We start from the raw sequence: 3,264 nt of genomic DNA, 5'->3' as shown, positions 1-3,264 counted from the left end.
TATCTGGATGATGGAAGTAAGATAATAATCCGTATTGAAGATGAGGCAGGAGATGTGATGTCTTATGTTCGGTATATGGATGATGAGGGAAGGAAGATTGGAAAGGTTGTTGAGGGGACGGGGAAGCCATTTCAAACTATAAAGAATAGGTATCCCGGCGAACCACAGGCAGGTAAAGAATTTGGATACACAATAAAAGATGGTAAAATATTAATTGATAATAGTATTCAAGATGTTGATTTTGTGGTTGATATGAATAACAATTTACATATTGGAAGAGGACATTCTTTCTTAGCTGGTGGAAAAGATGTTCAAGCTGCTGGTACAATAAAAGTTAATAGTCAGGGTAATGTTAGAAATATTACAAATGCTTCTGGACATTTTGCACCAACAGTTGAACAGGGGAAATTATTTCCAAACGTATTAGATAATTTAGGAATACGGACTGAAAATGCATGGTTAGAATTAGGAGATTATCATTTTACTCCATCAGGATATGTTGATGTAACTAAATCTAAAATAATTGTAGAACAAATAAAGTGAGGGAACTATGATTAAAGAAATGAGTAAGGAAATATTTTCTCAATTTTTAGATCTAACTCTAGAGGAGATAAAACATAACGAGGGTATAGATACAGATAATTATTTCTTCATAATTACCCCTATTTTTGAAGAGGGAAAAGTGTTGCAGGGTAAGGATGAAGTAATGAGGCTTAACATATTAAATAAAGAACATATTACTGGACGTTTCTTTTCAAAAAAAGATGTGGTTTCAATGTTAACTTTTTTTAGTCCATTTGTACCCATCTGGATTGATGTAGAGACTGTCTCAAGCAATAAAGAGCAAGTGGTTTTTGAATTAAAATGTAGCTTGAGAATTCGAAAGCCTTCGTTACTTAGAAACCAGGAATCAGGTCATCCACCTTTTAGGGCTATTACAAAGAAAAATAGCTAACTTCAACACAAAGCTAGGAGTCGTCCAACTCCCCGTAACTCTTTCGCATAGATGGGCATTCCACGCAAGTGCGACCCTGATTACGACCCCAATGCCAAAAATTCGATCCCGGTAAAAAAGTCCTCTCAGCCCGCATTGCGGGCTGATGTTAACCGAGCCGGAGGAGTTGTCTTCCATAGAGAATTCGGCTGTGTAATCACGTAAATAGAAACGTCAGGCGTTAACAAACTGATTAACAGTAATAGACGAAAAGCTGTGGTCTGAGTCACCTTGAAACAGTCAAAGCTGTAATTTTATAGATACAGATCCACAGTGCCTTTTCAAAATATATCAGAGATGGATTAAAATGCCCAGAGAATCTGGGAGAAAGGAAAAATCTAATTACCATCTGAGATAATTGGATTATACGTGAGTTTATGGCATCTGATTTAGAACTATTTGAACAACTTAAGAATGATGATATTAGTGACAACGACCTAATATTAAGTCTACAATTTGAAAATTTTCACATTGTCTCAATGGCAATGTCAAGGTTAATAGAAAGGAATTTTTATGATGATATTATTATTAAACGACTTGAGGAATTAAGCCGAATTTTAGCAAATAATAAATTCGTTGGACCTTGGCAATTTGGGCACTTTGCGATTGCTACCCTTTCTTTGTTAGATGATGAGAAATATAAAAGCAAGTTTAATGATATATTTAATGAACTTAGTGAAAATGATAAATTCTTAGTTAACAGTTTTATTAAAGCTGAGGCATATAAACTATAATAAAAACTATTATTCAAGGAGTACAGCAGAGTTTTGCCTATGTACTCCTTTATTCTGATTGGGTTAGAGTTTACAATTTATCAATATATTTTAATACCTTTGCGCAATACAAGAACCCGTTATGATATAAAAATGCTTCTTCTAAGACAAGATGGCTTATAAGTGAGTCAATGTAATTTTTAACCAGTTTCTTCTCTTTGTCAGGTAAAGTTTCAATGAAAATCTCAGCCTGTAGAATTTGTTCATCTTCCTTGTTAAATTTGTTAGGCTGGTTTTTGTGGAATATATCAATTAGCATGTTGACTCGTTCTTGAATAAACATATCTAGTAATTTTTATTTGGTCATAATGCTTCCCTCCTTTGAGAACATACGAGACCGAAACAGTGTCAGAAAGTCGATAGCAGAAACTACTAAAAAGGATAACGTCTATTGTAGCAAAATCCGAAGAGGAAGCCGCTGCGGAAGAGGCAAAGGGGGAGCCAAAAGAGGGAAACCTTCCAATGGCGGCGGATCATGGAGGGGTATCGGCAATGTCCTCTCAGAAAGCTCCGCAGAAAGCCTCTCAAAGAGCACCTCAGGCAATTTCAAAGACAAAGAGCTGGACAACTCCGAGAAACCAGAAGTTAGTCCTCAATGAAAGTGGAGTCAGTCTGTCAAATGGAAAACAGACCAGACTAAGTGTTACGGGAGGTGGGATTCATATCTCCAGTTCCGGAAATCTGTCATTGGAAACAGAGGAGATCCTGGGGCATGGAAAAAATGTAGAAATGAAAGCCGGGGAATATGTATGGATTAGCTGTGAAGAGAGCGGAATCCTGCTGTTACCGGAGGAAGTTCATTTCAAGGCGGAGGAAATCCACATAGAGAGTCCTGGAAATGAGCCCCATGAGATTGTAAAAGAGGATGCAGTGGAAGTTCTCTTAGGAATGTATGAGAAGTCAAAGAAATCCGTACCGCCGTTATTTGCTTCTGATGGAAGTGTGGTACGCAGAAGCGGATATGATGACATTACGTTTAATAAAGAACTGTATGGTTATTTTGAGGAGAATGTGTATGGAAAGGGGGACTATGAGGATCTAGTCGGCCAGTCGCCCGTGAACTATTATGTAAGGTGGCTGGATGAGATTTATGGAAAATCAAAGGCCAGGAAGTTCTGGGAATATATGCAGACAATGGATGGATTCCAGGATGTGATTAGTGTTGTGGGAATTATATTCCCGCCTGCAGACCTTCTAAATGCGGTTATCTATGCAGCCCGGGGGAAGGGCTGGGAAGCGACTTTTTCGCTCATAGGAGCCTTGCCAGTAGTCGGTGATATGATAGGAGCAGGTGGAAAACTGGCAATGAGGGGAGGATTAAAACTTGGGGCAACGCTTTCAAAGGATGGTAAGAGAGCGGTGGAAGGGATAGAGCTGGTATATAAAACAACCCGCGGAGAAGCTGGTTTATTGAAAAAACAGCTTGATAATTTCCTGGATCTTGCAAGTATTGGAATGCGCGGAGAGGATGCTTACCGCCTTGGAATTGCAGGGGGC

4 protein-coding genes are annotated in these 3,264 nt (G+C 38.5%); all 4 read left to right on the top strand.

From position 1 onward, the window contains the following. Positions 1–543 (top strand): hypothetical protein (locus FAY33_RS07935; RefSeq protein WP_207706007.1); only part of this gene is annotated, 543 nt, incomplete at its 5' end. A gap of 7 nt (positions 544–550) precedes the next feature. Further along, on the top strand, positions 551–955 hold the full coding sequence (locus FAY33_RS07930) for a hypothetical protein (protein ID WP_143320479.1): 405 nt from the start codon (positions 551–553) through the stop codon (positions 953–955). Between the two features lie 416 nt (positions 956–1,371). Then, positions 1,372–1,728, top strand: a complete 357-nt coding sequence (locus FAY33_RS07925; protein ID WP_143320477.1) for a hypothetical protein — start codon at positions 1,372–1,374, stop codon at positions 1,726–1,728. Positions 1,729–2,229: 501 nt separating this feature from the next. Further along, positions 2,230–3,264, top strand: a 1,035-nt coding sequence (locus FAY33_RS07920; RefSeq protein WP_185967536.1) for a hypothetical protein, incomplete at its 3' end; no start/stop codon positions are given.

It is taken from the genome of Clostridium sp. HBUAS56010, assembly GCF_007115105.1.
GTDB lineage: Bacteria > Bacillota > Clostridia > Lachnospirales > Lachnospiraceae > Lacrimispora.
Note: the sequence above shows the minus strand (reverse complement) of the source record. Positions and strands in the feature narration are given on the sequence as shown.